Annotated in this window: 14 protein-coding genes; 12 read left to right on the top strand and 2 right to left on the bottom strand. The window is 35.4% G+C overall.

Features of this window, described 5'->3' with window-relative positions:
• Positions 1-71: 71 nt before the first annotated feature.
• Positions 72-2,246 (top strand): TonB-dependent receptor domain-containing protein, encoded by a 2,175-nt coding sequence (locus tag C7D53_RS12415; protein ID WP_106916797.1) that lies wholly within the window; start codon positions 72-74, stop codon positions 2,244-2,246.
• Between the two features lie 32 nt (positions 2,247-2,278).
• Here C7D53_RS12415 and C7D53_RS20935 read toward each other — a convergent pair whose 3' ends face one another.
• On the bottom strand, positions 2,279-2,443 hold the full coding sequence (locus C7D53_RS20935; RefSeq protein WP_162926166.1) for a hypothetical protein: 165 nt from the start codon (positions 2,441-2,443) through the stop codon (positions 2,279-2,281).
• 290 nt (positions 2,444-2,733) lie between these two features.
• On the opposite strand from C7D53_RS20935, the gene C7D53_RS12410 reads away from it, so the two are divergent.
• From C7D53_RS12410 to C7D53_RS12360, 11 genes are all read left to right on the top strand, one after another.
• Positions 2,734-3,648, top strand: a complete 915-nt coding sequence (locus C7D53_RS12410) for a dimethylarginine dimethylaminohydrolase family protein (protein ID WP_076353276.1) — start codon at positions 2,734-2,736, stop codon at positions 3,646-3,648.
• Between the two features lie 97 nt (positions 3,649-3,745).
• On the top strand, positions 3,746-4,153 hold the full coding sequence (locus tag C7D53_RS12405) for a four helix bundle protein (RefSeq protein WP_106916796.1): 408 nt from the start codon (positions 3,746-3,748) through the stop codon (positions 4,151-4,153).
• A gap of 56 nt (positions 4,154-4,209) precedes the next feature.
• Positions 4,210-5,133 (top strand): citrulline utilization hydrolase CtlX, encoded by a 924-nt coding sequence (gene ctlX, locus C7D53_RS12400; RefSeq protein WP_106916795.1) that lies wholly within the window; start codon positions 4,210-4,212, stop codon positions 5,131-5,133.
• Between the two features lie 20 nt (positions 5,134-5,153).
• Positions 5,154-5,513, top strand: a complete 360-nt coding sequence (locus C7D53_RS12395) for an S-adenosylmethionine decarboxylase family protein (protein WP_076353278.1) — start codon at positions 5,154-5,156, stop codon at positions 5,511-5,513.
• A gap of 2 nt (positions 5,514-5,515) precedes the next feature.
• Positions 5,516-6,979, top strand: a complete 1,464-nt coding sequence (locus C7D53_RS12390; RefSeq protein ID WP_106916794.1) for a DUF4178 domain-containing protein — start codon at positions 5,516-5,518, stop codon at positions 6,977-6,979.
• Positions 6,980-6,981: 2 nt separating this feature from the next.
• Positions 6,982-7,173 carry a hypothetical protein gene (locus C7D53_RS12385; RefSeq protein ID WP_228422330.1) on the top strand — a complete coding sequence of 64 codons (192 nt, stop codon included), beginning with the start codon at positions 6,982-6,984 and terminating at the stop codon, positions 7,171-7,173.
• Between the two features lie 11 nt (positions 7,174-7,184).
• Entirely contained in the window at positions 7,185-7,400 is a 216-nt protein-coding gene (locus tag C7D53_RS12380; protein WP_106916793.1) for a DUF350 domain-containing protein, read from the top strand.
• Positions 7,393-8,907, top strand: coding sequence for a polyamine aminopropyltransferase (locus C7D53_RS12375; protein ID WP_106916792.1), 1,515 nt, complete (start codon positions 7,393-7,395; stop codon positions 8,905-8,907). Before C7D53_RS12380 ends, C7D53_RS12375 begins: the two co-directional genes overlap by 8 nt.
• Before the next feature lie 22 nt (positions 8,908-8,929).
• Positions 8,930-10,471 (top strand): NAD(P)/FAD-dependent oxidoreductase, encoded by a 1,542-nt coding sequence (locus C7D53_RS12370; RefSeq protein WP_228422328.1) that lies wholly within the window; start codon positions 8,930-8,932, stop codon positions 10,469-10,471.
• The gene (locus C7D53_RS12365) at positions 10,468-11,493 is read left to right on the top strand and encodes a hypothetical protein (protein WP_106916790.1); all 1,026 of its coding nucleotides are present in this window, start codon (positions 10,468-10,470) and stop codon (positions 11,491-11,493) included. The genes C7D53_RS12370 and C7D53_RS12365 overlap by 4 nt, the downstream gene beginning before the upstream one ends.
• Before the next feature lie 27 nt (positions 11,494-11,520).
• Entirely contained in the window at positions 11,521-13,275 is a 1,755-nt protein-coding gene (locus C7D53_RS12360) for a discoidin domain-containing protein (protein WP_106916789.1), read from the top strand.
• A 49-nt stretch (positions 13,276-13,324) separates the two neighbouring features.
• On the opposite strand, the gene C7D53_RS12355 is transcribed toward C7D53_RS12360, so the two are convergent.
• Complete coding sequence (locus tag C7D53_RS12355; RefSeq protein ID WP_228422326.1) at positions 13,325-14,098, bottom strand: alpha/beta hydrolase; 774 nt, start codon at positions 14,096-14,098, stop codon at positions 13,325-13,327.
• Between the last annotated feature and the right edge of the window lie 142 nt (positions 14,099-14,240).

The raw sequence follows: 14,240 nt of genomic DNA, 5'->3' as shown, positions 1-14,240 counted from the left end.
GCGGAATTTTAACTTCAAAACCTATTTTCTTTGGTAAGCTAATACTTTTGGTTTCATAAAATATAAAATTTATGACCACTAAACTATGGCTACTTCTGTTGCTATTATTTATCTCATTTTTTGGAAATGCTCAGAACGTTGTAAAAGAAAAAACAGCAGATTCTTTGATTGCCCCAAAAGCTACAACCACAAATATTTCAGAAGTGGTGATTCAGGCTGTACCCAGAAACCTGAAGTTGAATGACGGAAGCATCGTGATGGCTGTCTCCGGTAATAAAGACTTCAAAACTTCTACCCATCTTCTTGAAGTCCTCAGAAGAACACCAGGAGTTACCGTAGATCAGGAAGATGGAATTTTTATTGGTGGAAGAATAGCACCGGCGATATTTATTGATGGAAAACCTATTGTGGTGAGTTCTCAGGAGTTGCAGGCCTATTTACGGTCTTTGTCACCTGAAATGGTAGAGTCCATAGAAGTCAATACCAATCCGTCTTCAAAGTATGATGCAGAATTTAAAGGAATTATTGATATTAAGCTTAAAAAAAATACCAATCTTGGCTGGAAAGGAAGCTATAATGGAAATCTATATATAAACAAATTCAGTTCACGAGAGAATTCCTTGAATTTAACAAACAATACGGAAAAAGTTGCTTATATCCTACAAGCAGGGTATAATGATGGAATTTCTACCTATCGTTATAATGCACTGCAAAGGTTAGCCAATACCAATGTCATGGGAACGGCTACCTATCAGAAAGATCACGGAAAATTTTTTAATATTCAGGCAGGGGCAGATGTCAGACTGAATGATAAGCATCGGGTAAGCTTAAATTTAAGGGGCAATTTCAGGGAAAATGACCGTTTACGCTCAGGCTCATTATATACTACTGATAAAAATGAAAATCAACTTATATTTAATACTGAAAGTGAAAATCCAATAGATTATTCACAGAATAATTATGGCATTACCACTGACTATTCTTTTCAAAATAAAAATTTTAAATTGAGCTTCTTGGGGAATTATCTTTCTGTGAAAAATAAGCAGCAGGATGACTTCATTAATAAGAATAAATCTTCTTCTGAAATATTATCCTACTGGAAGTCTGATCTGTTTAATAAAATTGATATTTATACAGGACAGGTAGATTCCTCTCAGAAAATAGGAAGTGCCACTATAGAGGCTGGCTTTAAATATAGTCAATCGGTTACCAATAATAATATCAGATATGATACTTTGTCAGTAAACAAACAGTTTGTTTTTGATGCTACAAGAAGTAATCTTTTCATTTACAAAGAAAAAATAATGGCAGGTTATCTAGCGTATAGACAAAGGTTTGAAAAGCTTCAGATCAATGCAGGGATAAGAGCTGAAAATACACAAAGTATTTCAGATGCAGCTGTTGTGGGTTCCGTTATTTCAAGAAATTATCTTGAATGGCTGCCCTCTTTTAGTGCAAGCTATTCTTTTAATAAATCTAATGAATTGTCTTTTTCCTATAGCAGAAAAATAACAAGACCTGTTTTCTCACAACTTAACCCCTTTCGGTTTTATTTCAGCCCATTGAACTACTGGATAGGAAATCCTTATTTGTTACCCTCTTTTACCACTCAAATTAAAACAGCCTATCGGTACAAAAACTGGGTGACCAGTTTCACCATTGGAAAAGAAAAAGATGTTATGACCCGTTATCCTTTGTACAATCCTGAAACCAATGTTCTTGAATATTTAGGGACCAATCTTCCTTATAGAAATTTTGCTTCCCTTGAGACAAGCTTCCCTGTAAAATTAACAAAGTGGTGGAATATCACCAGTCAGTTTGCAGGATATTACAACTATGAATTCCGACCCTATCTTAATGATGTTTTTGCATTGAAAATTTATAATTACGAGATAAGAGTAAATCAAGTCTTTACTTTACCCAAAGGATATACTATTAATGTGTTTGCAAATTATGAATCCAAAACAGGAAACAGTCTTTATATTATCAGGCCGCGTTATACTGTAGATTTATCTGTTCAAAAATCATGGTTGGATAATAAACTGAGTACTAAGCTTGGGTACAGTAATATTTTTGATTCTTACGATCAACGTTTAGAATTCAGACATAAACAGATTATGGATAATAGGTTTACCCATTGGTGGGATAGTAGCAGGCTGTTAATTTCATTGAGTTATCATTTTGGAAGCTCAAAATATCAGGCTAAAGAAATTCAGAAGACAGAAGAAGAAAACAGAACCAGATAAAAAAACCTGCTTAAAAAAGCAGGTTCTTATATTTAAGGACATTGGCATCTGTCACATGTCCAGATATAGCATTTTCCGTTCTGGTCCCATTCACAACATCTTCTTCCTGTTGAAATTGGAGCACCTCCCATAAGTGATTTTTGTTGCTCTCTTCCTAATTTTTGTGCATTCTTTAGCACTGGATTGTTCTTGTTCATGACTTTGTTTTTTGATGTTAATAGTTAAGTTTTAGTACTTATAATTTCGCGAAAATTATATCACTAATATAGGAAATTAAATAATATGATTATCTGTTTTTTTCTACTTATGTAGATGGAAAATAGTAAGTTGTAGATGTTTTTGGAGCAATTCACTACAGTTAGCTAAACAGACAAGGAAATTTTGTTGAAGAGGGGTGATTTTGGAAACCAAATTTAATGCATAAAATATTCCAAAAGTTTTATAGGTAGAGACCTTTACTTATATTTGTAGTATTGCATGAATCTTTATGAGACTAAACATTAAAAACGAAACGGGTAGGCTGAAGTCAGTAGTTCTAGGCCAGCCTAATTCATTGGGACCGGTTCCCACGCTAGAGGAAAGTTATGACGCCAAGTCATATTACTCAATCGAACACAATATATATCCTAAAGAACAGGATATCATTAACGAAATGAACGCTTTTGAAGCGGTCTTAAAAAAGTATGACGTAGAAGTACTGCGTCCAAGCATCATCGAAGACTACAATCAGGTTTTTTCAAGAGATGTAGCCTTTGTTATTGATGACAAGATGATTATTTCTAATGTAATTGCAGATAGAGCAGATGAGCAGGAAGCATACAAGAGTGTTTTTGAAAAAGTTGCTTGGAGAAAAATCATCAACCTTCCGGAAACAGCCCATATTGAAGGAGGTGATGTAATTGTATGGAATGACTTTCTATTCATAGGAACTTGCTTCAGTGAAGATTACAGAAACTATAAAACGGCAAGAACCAACGAATATGCCATTGAAATCTTAAAAGAATACTTTCCCAAGAAAAGAATTATTGATCTTGAATTAAAGAAAAATGATAAAATCCCATTTGAGGGAATCCTACACCTTGATTGTACTTTCAACCCAATAGGAGAAGATAAATGTATCATTTATAAAAACGGATTTGTTGACGAAAGCGATTATCGTTTAATCATCGATATTTTCGGTGAAGAAAACTGCTTCCACATCAATGATGAAGAAATGTTTGAAATGTTCCCGAATATCTTTTCTATATCTCCTGAAATAGTTGTTTCGGACAAAACATTTACCAGAATGAACAATCATTTAAGAAACGAATGGGGAATGACAGTAGAAGAAATTCCTTACAGAGAAATCTCTAAAATGGGAGGTTTGTTGAGATGTTCTACAATGCCACTTGTTAGGGAGTAATTGAGTTGTAGAGTAATAGAGTAATAGAGTGAGAGAGTTTTGGAGTAAGTAGTAAAGTTGTAAGAGGAAGTGATTTTTAACCTTAAATAATTGAACGATGTCAACAATTAAATTTCATCAGGATTTAAAAGTTTTTCAAAAATCTTTTCAGACAGCACAGTATATTTATGAACTCTCAAAGTCTTTTCCAAAAGAAGAACTTTACTCTCTTACAGATCAAATAAGAAGATCATCAAGATCTGTAACTGCAAACATTAGTGAAGCCTGGGGAAAAAGGAGATATGAGAAATCCTTTATTGCTAAGCTTACAGACGCAGAAGGGGAAGCAAGAGAAACCCAAACATGGCTTCAATTTGCTTATGCCTGCAGCTACATAAATGAAGATCAATATAATAACTTGCATAATCAGTATAACCAAATAATAGGGATGTTAATCAATATGATGAGTCAGTCAGAAAAATGGTGTTCATTTTCATCACTCAATAAAGAGAATAAGAATGTATAGCCACATTGATATACTCCCAAACACTCATACACAAACACCCTCAAACTAAAAAAAACATGCAGACAACAGATACCGTATTAATGATAGAACCGATTGCATTCGGTTATAATGCAGAAACTGCGAAAAATAATTATTTTCAGGTAGAACAAACAGGTTCCGATATACAGTCAAAGGCATTGGCAGAGTTCAATACTTTTGTTGGAAAACTTAGAGGTAAAGGCATCAATGTAATTACCATAAAAGATACATTGGATCCCCATACACCAGATTCTATTTTCCCAAATAACTGGGTAAGCTTTCATAATGATGGAAAAGTAGTTCTATATCCTATGTTCGCGTCCAACAGAAGAGTGGAAAGAAGAGATGATATTATTGAAAATATCAAAGAACAGGGATTCGAAGTTGCTGAAATAGATGATTGGTCCTTTCCTGAAACACAAGGACACTTCCTGGAGGGAACAGGAAGTATGATCTTCGACCACGACAAGAAAATTGCCTATGGTTCTGTTTCTTTGAGGCTAGATGAAAATCTGTTCAGAGAATTTTGCGAAAAATATGGTTTTACACCCATCGTTTTCCATTCCTACCAGACTGTGGGTACAGAAAGACTTCCTATCTATCATACCAACGTTATGATGTGTGTGGCAGATCAATTTGTTGTTATTTGTCTTGATTGTATTGATGATGAGCTGGAAAGAGAAAAGGTAATTGAAACCATCAAAAATTCCGGAAAAGAAATCATTGAAATTTCAGAAGAGCAGATGCAGCAGTTTGCAGGAAATATGCTTCAGGTACAAAATAAAGATGGTGAAAAGTTTTTGGTGATGAGCCAGACCGCTTACCAGTCTTTAACACCAGAACAGGTTGCCGCTATTGAAAAGTACTGTGAGATTATTTACTCAGATCTTAATACCATAGAAGTAAATGGAGGCGGAAGTGCAAGATGCATGCTTGCCGAGGTTTTTCTTCCAAAAAAATAATATATTTACGAAAAAATTAATTGAACCCATTATCAAATAAAGGTTTACATATTCTTCTGACTTTGGAAACAGAGTCAGAAGATTTGTTATTAGACAGCAAGAGATTTCTTGCATTCACAGAAGATATTCTGAAAACAAAAGAAGTAGAAATAGTAGGGATTACTAACCATATTTTTGAAAATCAAAGCTTCACCTCGGCAGTTTGTCTTAAAGAGTCCCATCTTTGTATTCATACGTGGCCGGAGTTTAAGCAGCTTACTTTTGATGTATTCCTATGTAATTATACTCAGGACAATACAGAAAAAGTAGAACAGATAGCTGATGAAGTGGTTCAATATTTTAAAGCTAATACCATTCAAAAACACAAAATTTACAGATAAAAATGGATCACATTTGTCCCATTTGCCGAACCAATAATAATGATATGGCCATTGATTTTGCCATTGAAGAATTTATCTGCAGTCATTGTAATACCCTTATTGGAGTAAAAAATATTACCCAGAAGAAAAATATTAAAAAGCCTGTAGAAAACGTTGTTTTGGAAGTAGGGCGTAAGGGAACGCTCTATGGTACAGATTATTGGGTGATTAATATTGTCATTAAAAAATACGGTTCGGATACCTTTTGGCGTGAATATGCATTGAAAGATCAAACCGGAAATAATGCTTATCTAAGTGAAAGTGATGGGCACTGGGTTTTTCTTCGACAATTGGAAGTTGCCTTTAAAGAATCTAAGTTTCATGCTGAATTGGACGGACGTAAATACAGATGGTACGAAACCACACCATGTACAACCTACGCCGCTGCAGGGTATTTTGAAGATAAACTGAATTTTGGACTCGTTAATTATAAAGAATATGTGAATGGCGCAGAAATGATCTCTCGGGAGCAGTACGGAAATTCATCACAGTTCTTTAAAGGGAATCATATTTCGAAATCCCAGATAAGAAAAGCCTTTGGCCTAAAAAATATGCCCTATAGCTCAGGAATAGGAATTGTTCAACCCTTTCCTTATAATGTAAGGCAATGTATCAATATTATGGCAATTACGGCATTGCTGATATGCCTGCTGCAATTGTATGTAGTCACTTCAAGAAACAATCAGACTGTTTTTGAACAAAATATAAACTTTGCAGATGTAAATGATAAAGAACTGGTGAGCAAAAGCTTCAGCTTTTCTGGCGGTTCGGCACCCTTAAAAATTCATCTTTTTTCTGAGGTGAATAACTCCTGGGCAAATGTAGGGATAGGTCTCGTTAATGAGAAAACCAATGAAGTAATCTACGCTACCAAGGATATTGAAAAATACTCCGGATTTGAAGGTGGAGAAAGCTGGAGTGAGGGAAGCCAGACGGAAGATTTTAATATATGCGGTATTCCTCAGGGAACATACCATTTTTTAATATCAGCGGAAAAAGAAGGAGGAGTAGCAGATCCTTTCAAATCAGGTTACCGGCCGGAAAATGGGGATTTCTCAATCATTCAAAATGAAACCGGAGCTTTCTTTATGCAAAATGATAAAGACAAAAGCATCAGTACCTATACAGACAGAGTCGCACTGGAAAATGATATTCTATTAAAAACCGGTCTTCAAAATAATTTAAAAGAGCTTGGTAAGCTAGATTCTATCCTTGTTAATATGGTACCAAATTATGGCTATCCAAGCAATAGTGAACAAAATGCTACCGTAAAGATCAAAGCCACATGGCTCCCTGTTTCGTTCTGGAACTTTGGGATTGTACTTGTCTGCTTATTGATATTTGCCGGATTGAGCTATTTGGCTCGACGCATTTTTGAAGGAAACAAATGGAGTAACAGTTCCAACTCACCTTATCCCGTTAATTAATCATGGAAAGAATCATCAATTATATCAGAAATAATTGGCAATTGTTTGCCATTGGAGGGTTATTCCTGGGCTGGTTTGTGTACCTGACTTTTACAGGAAATCAATTCTGTGACTGTGCCAAAACGGAAAACTACCGTGACGGAACCACAAGAAGCCACTCCAGAGCAGGATTTTACAGATACTATCACAAATAAAAAATATAACTATGGACAACATTAATCTATTACCAATATTCAATTCAGTTCTTTATTCATTCTTAGGAATTGCCATTTTGCTGTTATGCTATTTCATCATCGAGAAACTAACTCCTGAGAAAACATGGCATGAGATTGCCCAAAATAAAAATATAGCACTGGCTATTGTTTTTGGAGCCTTTATCATCGGTATTTCAATGATTATAAGCGCTGCAATTCATGGATAAGAAGAGGATTCCTCTTGAGCTGCTTTTATTGTTTTCAGTATTTGTCATTGCTACATGTGGATTGATTTATGAATTGGTGGCCGGAGCCTTGGCGAGCTATCTTTTAGGGGATTCTGTAAAGCAGTTTTCCTTTATCATCGGAGTATATCTGTTTTCAATGGGGGTGGGTTCCTATTTTGCAAAATTTATCAAAGGAAACTTAATAGATAAATTTGTAGAAATTGAAATTCTGGTAGGAATTGTTGGAGGAATAAGTTCCGTGGTACTATTCATCCTCTTCAATACATTAGCCCATTTTGAAGCCGTTCTGTACCTCTTTGTATTTTTTACAGGATCTTTGGTAGGAGTGGAGATTCCGCTTTTAATGAATATTTTGAAAGATAGGGTTCAGTTTAAAGATTTAGTATCCAATGTTTTTGCTTTCGACTATATTGGAGCCTTACTCGCGTCCATTCTTTTTCCTTTGGTATTAATTCCTAACCTTGGAATTGTAAAAACCCCATTATTCTTTGGCTTGATTAATATCTCCATTGCGATATTCCTGTGTTTTTATCTTACCAAAGAACTTTCAAAACCAATCTCTCTAAAGGTAAAATCAATTGGAGCTTTTGTATTCCTTTTGGGACTTTTCATATTTTCAGATAAGATTTTGTCCTACTCAGAAGAAAAATTATATGGAGAGAATATAGTCTATACAAAAAGTTCTCCCTATCAAAGAATTGTTCTAACAAGAAATAACCGGGAGTTCAGGCTTTATCTCAATAATAACTTGCAGTTCTCATCCACAGATGAATATCGTTATCATGAAGCATTGGTGCATCCTGCAATGTCTATGGCCAAAAATATTAATAACGTTCTGATTCTTGGAGGTGGTGATGGCTTTGCTGTTCGTGAAGTACTGAAATATAAAGAGGTGAATAAAGTTACCCTTGTAGATCTTGATGGTGATATGACCCAGTTTTTCAAAACCAATGAGACCATGCGTAAGCTGAACCAAAACTCCCTATCCAGCCCTAAAGTGGAAGTTATTAACAAGGATGCCTATATTTGGGTAAAGGAGAATAAAAAGAAATTTGATGTCATTATCATTGACTTTCCGGATCCATCCAATTATAGTTTGGGAAAACTCTATTCTCTGCAGTTTTATAAAGAACTTGAAAGAATAACCACTCCGGAGACAAAGATTGTAGTACAAACTACTTCTCCCTATTTTGCACCAAAATCTTTCTGGTGTATAGAGAAAACAATCAATCAGATATTTCCGTTTACCTCCGCGTATCACACCTATGTTCCGTCGTTTGGAGAGTGGGGCTTTGCAATGGCTTCATTTGAACCGGTCAATAATAAGATCTACAGACAGATTCCCAACTTAAAATACTACGATTATGATTTTTCGCAAATGTCCTACTTTAACAAGGATATGAAAGTAAAAGATGTAGAAGTTAACCGTCTGGATAACCAGATACTAGTTCGCTATTTTGATGAAGAGTGGGGGAAGGTTCAGTAGAAAGGATTTCCTAAAGACAGTAATGTTAGGCAGTCTAATGCTTCCCTTTCTGCAATATTGTGGAAAGAAAGCAAAAACTTTATTACTGAGAATTACAGGAACCAATCATATTCTTGGGCATACATTGTGGGCTAAGGATTTTCCACAATCTACAGAAGTTATCCACACCCAATATCTTATTGTGGGTGGTGGGATCTCTGGGCTTTCTGCATGCAGGTTTTTCAGTCAAAATAACAAGCATGATTATCTCCTTCTGGAAATGGAGGATCACTTGGGAGGAAATTCTTCAAATGGACAGAATTCATTTTCAAAGTTTCCATTGGGAGCACATTATCTGCCTCTACCCAATAAAGAAAACACAGAAATTATCGAATTTCTGACAGAGTGTGGAATCTGCCAGGGAATAGAAGAAAATGGTGAACCTATTCTGGATGAATATCAGATGACTTTTCCACAGCAGGAAAGATTGTTCTATAAAAACTCATGGCAGAATGATGTTGTCCCGCAAAAGGGAATATCATCAGAAATACAAAAAGAGCTTAACCGTTTCTTTACAATGATGAACGATTTCCGTCAAAAAAAAGATCATCTTGGAAAGTATTGGTTTGCCATTCCTGTACATGATTCCAGCAGGGAAGATGAGGTGATGAAGCTTGAAAAAACTCTTTTTATAGATTGGCTTCAGGAACATCATTTTCAGTCAGAAGAACTTCTTTGGTTATTGGACTATTCCTGTAGAGATGATTATGGCTTGGGGATAGACTATGTTTCGGCCTGGGCGGGGATTCATTATTTTGCCGGAAGAAAAAATAACTGGAGTACAAAATATAAGGACCAGGTATTTACTTGGCCGGAAGGAAATGCAAGACTCACTCAGCATTTTTCAAAATATATCAAAGAAAAATCTTTAACTAATCATTTAGTTTTTGATGTTGAAATTAATGATAAGGTTGAAATACAGTGTTTTGATAATGCTCAGAAGAAAACAAAGACTATTGTAGCCGAAAAAGTTTTGTTTGCCATTCCTCAGTTTGTCAACGAAAGAATTTTAAATAATAGAAACACAAAATCATTTCAATATGTTCCCTGGCTTTTGACAACCATTACCTTGAAGAATGAGTTTGGAGGAGATGAAGAGCTTGCCTGGGATAATGTAATCTATGGATCTTCCGGGTTAGGGTATATTTATGATCAGCATCAGAATATCAATCAGGTGTTGGGAGAAAAAGTAATTACCTATTACAAAAGCTTCTCTACAAATGATTGTAAAAAAGCCAGAAAGAAGCTGTATTCCATGAAAGAAGCTGAACTTAAAACTTTAGTTTTAGAGGACCTGAAGAAAGCACATCCGCTCATAGAAGAATTTATTCTTGAAATGCAGTTTCATAAAATAGGACACGCTATGATTGCTCCGGTTCCCAATCAAATTTTTGGTGAAGACATCAGGCTTGCTAAAGAACCTATGGATGGGAAAGTTTTCTTTGCTCATTCTGATCTTTCCGGAATATCTATTTTTGAAGAAGCCTTTTATCAGGGAATAAGAACTGCTAAGCAAATGATATGAAGCAACCTTGGATACATAATGCAAAAACAGATTGGTGGTTTATTTTATCCCCACCTTTTATAGTTTTGTTGATAATTTTTCTTTTCCAGAAACAAATTCAAGGATTAGAAAATAAGTATTCCTTTTATACATGGCTTCTTTTGATTGTTTTTGTGGATGTTGCCCATGTATATTCCACTTTGTTTAAGACTTATTTTGTAAAAGATGAGGTTCAGAAAAGGAAATTACTGTATTTCGGGGTTCCCATTCTAGGCTGGTTCCTGGGAATTGCTTTATTCCAACTTGGAAGCCTTACATTCTGGTCGGTACTGGCATTCATTGCTGTTTTTCATTTTATCAGACAGCAATATGGGTTCATGAGAATATACGCCCGCTTTGAACCTAATAACTGGAAGAAGAAAATAGATGAGGTAGCTGTATATGCTGCTACAATTTTCCCAATGTTGTATTGGTTTAAAACACCACGTGCATTTACATGGTTTGTTAATAATGAATTTGACTGGCTTAAAAACTTGCCCGATTATATTGGTTTTATCACAGTTCTGTATATAGGAATATTAACAATCTGGATGCTGAAAACCATTTTTGAAATCATAAAAACCAGAACCATTAATATTCCCAAAACAGCTCTCATTACCGGAACTTATCTTTCCTGGTATTTCGGGATTGTCTATTTTAATAATGATTTGCTCTTTACTTTCCTGAATGTCGTATCCCACGGGATTCCTTATATTGCCTTGATCTATCTTCGTGAAATAAAGCAAAAAGATAATCATCAGTTGAACAGGTTGCAGATCTTTAAATCAGCCACGGGAATATTTTTATTTGTAGGAGTTATTTTAGGCTTTGCTTTGCTTGAAGAATTTCTATGGGAAACCTTGGTTTGGAATGAGCATTTTTCACTGGAATTTGTGATCTCTGAAAATCTACTGCAGTTTTTAGTTCCGCTGTTGGTGGTGCCGCAGCTTACCCATTATCTTTTGGATGGTTTTATTTGGAGAAAACCAAAAAAAGTTAGCTAAATTTGTTGGAATCTTTAAAATCTAAAAATGAGACAATATATTCTGTCATTAGCAATTTTTCTTGGAATGATTGTAGGAGCTCAGCAGAAAACATTTTGTAATCCGATCAACATAGATTATGGTTATACTCCTTTTGAAGTTTTTTCAAAACAAGGGAAACACCGCGCCACAGCAGATCCGGTGATTGTTAATTTTAAAAATAAGCTGTTTCTTTTTTCTACAAACCAGGAAGGATATTGGTACAGTGATGATATGCTGGACTGGAAGTTTGTAAAAAGGAAATTTCTCAGAGATAATAAATATATTCATGATCTTAATGCTCCGGCAGTATGGGCTATGAAAGATACTCTATATGTTTATGGTTCTACCTGGGAGCAGGATTTCCCAATCTGGAAAAGTACAAATCCAACTAAAGATGACTGGAAAATTGCAGTAGATACTTTAAAAGTAGGCGCATGGGATCCTGCATTCCATTATGATGAAGATAGGAATAAATTATATCTATATTGGGGTTCAAGTAATGAATGGCCTTTGCTGGGAACAGAAGTGAAAGTGAAAAATCTTCAGTCTGAAGGTTTTGTGAAGCCCATTCTAAAACTAAAACCCGAAGACCACGGATGGGAGCGTTTCGGAGAATACAATGATAATGTTTTTCTTCAGCCTTTTGTAGAAGGAGCGTGGATGACAAAACATAACGGGAAATATTATATGCAGTATGGTGCTCCGGCAACAGAATTCAGTGGATATTCCGATGGAGTATACGTAAGCAAAAGCCCTTTGGAAGGTTTTGAATATCAGCAGCATAATCCATTCTCTTATAAACCTGGAGGTTTTGCAAGGGGAGCTGGTCATGGAGCAACTTTTGAAGACAATTATAAAAACTGGTGGCACGTTTCCACTATATTTATTTCTACCAAAAATAATTTTGAAAGAAGGTTGGGTATCTGGCCTGCAGGTTTTGATAAAGATGATGTGATGTATTGTAATACGGCTTATGGTGATTATCCTACTTATCTTCCGCAGTATGCACAAGGGAAAGACTTTACAAAAGGTCTTTTTGCCGGATGGATGTTATTAAATTATAATAAACCGGTTCAGGTTTCATCTACTTTAGGTGGTTATCAACCCAATTATGCTGTAGATGAAGATATCAAGTCCTATTGGAGTGCTAAAACAGGGAATTCCGGAGAATGGTTCCAGACGGATCTGGGTGAAGTTTCAACAATCAATGCCATTCAGATCAATTATGCAGACCAGGATGCTGAATTCATGGGGAAAACCTTAGGGAAAATGCATCAATATAAAATCTACGGCTCTCATGATGGCAAGACGTGGAATGTGATTGTGGATAAGAGCAAGAATACAAAAGATGTTCCTCACGATTATATTGAGCTTGAGCAGCCTGCAAAAACCCGCTTCCTAAAAATGGAAAACCTTAAAATACCTACAGGAAAATTTGCATTAAGTGGCTTCAGAGTGTTTGGAAAAGGAGCTGGGAAACAGCCTGCAAAAGTGGAAGGTTTTGTACCTTTAAGAGCTGACCCTAAAAAGTATGGAGAAAGAAGAAGTATTTGGATGAAATGGCAACAGAATCCTGAAGCGGATGGCTATGTAATCTACTGGGGGAAATCTCCTGAGAAAATGTACGGAAGCATTATGGTATACGGAAAGAATGAATATTTCTTTACAGGAGCAGACAGAACAGATTCTTATTATTTCCAGATTGAAGCTTTCAACGCGAATGGAGTTTCAGAAAGAACAGCAGTCGCAAAATCCGAGTAAATCAAATTAAAAGATAAAAAAATAACACGTTTTGAAAAATCAGAACGTGTTATTTTTTGTCTGTCTTTTTAAGAAAAGCTTCAATCTTATCGATAAGAAAAGTATGGTTTGGTGCCTTATCCCAATCCAAATGACCTCCACTGAATTCAAAAGATTCGTGAAAAACATTCTTTTTATTCAAAACAGAATCCAGAATCTTATTTTGGTTTAAAGGTACTACTTGATCTATTTTTCCATAATAGGAAAGAGTAGGAGCAGAGGTGTTATCTATCCAATGAACCGGACTGGCAAAATTAACTGCTGGAGCACCTTTTGTGAGTATTTTGGGATCTATCAGGCGCTGCTCTACAAAGGAATATTCTTGATAGGTCTTAAAACCGGAATCAGATAGATCAGCCGGCCCTACAATGTTAATCACAGCCTTTACTTCTTTATCGATATCAAATTTATAAGCGTAGAGCATAGATAAATGTCCACCGGCACTATTTCCCATTAGAATAATCTTTGGGCTATCTTTTAGTTTTCTTTTTAAAAAAGTAATTGCGTTTTTAATATCATCCGTTTGATTGGGAATGGCATATTGTGTTGGAGAAGCTTTCCGATAGTTAATATTGGCAAAAATATAATCAGGAAATTTCTGCATCATAGATAAGGTAAAGAAAGTAAGTTGAGATTTGTTTCCACTACGCCAGCCCCCTCCATGAATGATAATAAATACATCTCTTTTCTTCGTAGATTTTTGATGGGGGATATAAAGATCCATGACTTGGTCAGAATCATTTCCATAATGAATGTTTTCCTCTTTATCAAAGGAAATATTCATCCCTAGTGTGACCTTTTTTTCCTTACAGTTTGTCAGCAGAAAGGATAAACTAAAATATAAAAAAATAAAGGCTAACTTTCTTTTCATGCCTATAAAGATAGAAAACCTGTTGAAAGATCAACAGGTTTCCGTGGAATATAAT

Source organism: Chryseobacterium aurantiacum (genome assembly GCF_003020585.1).
GTDB classification, from domain to species: Bacteria; Bacteroidota; Bacteroidia; order Flavobacteriales; family Weeksellaceae; genus Chryseobacterium; species Chryseobacterium aurantiacum.
Note: the sequence above shows the minus strand (reverse complement) of the source record. Positions and strands in the feature narration are given on the sequence as shown.